The organism is Streptomyces sp. SID12488 (assembly GCF_010548275.1).
Classification (GTDB): Bacteria; Actinomycetota; Actinomycetes; order Streptomycetales; family Streptomycetaceae; genus Streptomyces.
The window spans coordinates 1-390 of the sequence record NZ_JAAGLT010000161.1 but is presented as its reverse complement, the minus strand read 5'-3'; the positions used below and the strand labels follow the sequence as shown (position 1 = coordinate 390).

The 390-nt window shown below is 67.7% G+C and carries 1 pseudogene; it reads right to left on the bottom strand.

The window, feature by feature from the left end:
- Positions 1–205, bottom strand: a pseudogene (locus G3I56_RS44605) (IS200/IS605 family accessory protein TnpB-related protein); the annotation flags it as partial.
- Positions 206–390 lie beyond the last annotated feature (185 nt).

Here is a 390-nt window from a genome sequence, read left to right as displayed (position 1 = left end):
GCGTTGCCCACGTACCAGCACTGTGATCCAGCCCATCGGCGCAGCGGGCCCTGAGATCCCGGGACGCCAGCGCACCCTGGTGCTCACCGACCGCACGCAGCACCAACTCATCCTGCGCCGTGAGGTGCTTGAGACGATCCCGAACCGCAACCCCGCAAGGACCCGGCACCACGAACGACGCCGTCAACTCACGCACACCACCCACCACAACCCCCACCCCGAGGACGCACGCACCTGCCACCCAGCACAACGAGCAACCACCACCAAGGTCACCCATTCGACCCCAGAACTCCCGTTCCGATCCTGCACACCCCTCCACCCGACCCGCCCCCGAGCACTGCCTGAACGAGGGCGTGATCCGCTTCTATCCCCGACTCGGAGCCCGCGCCA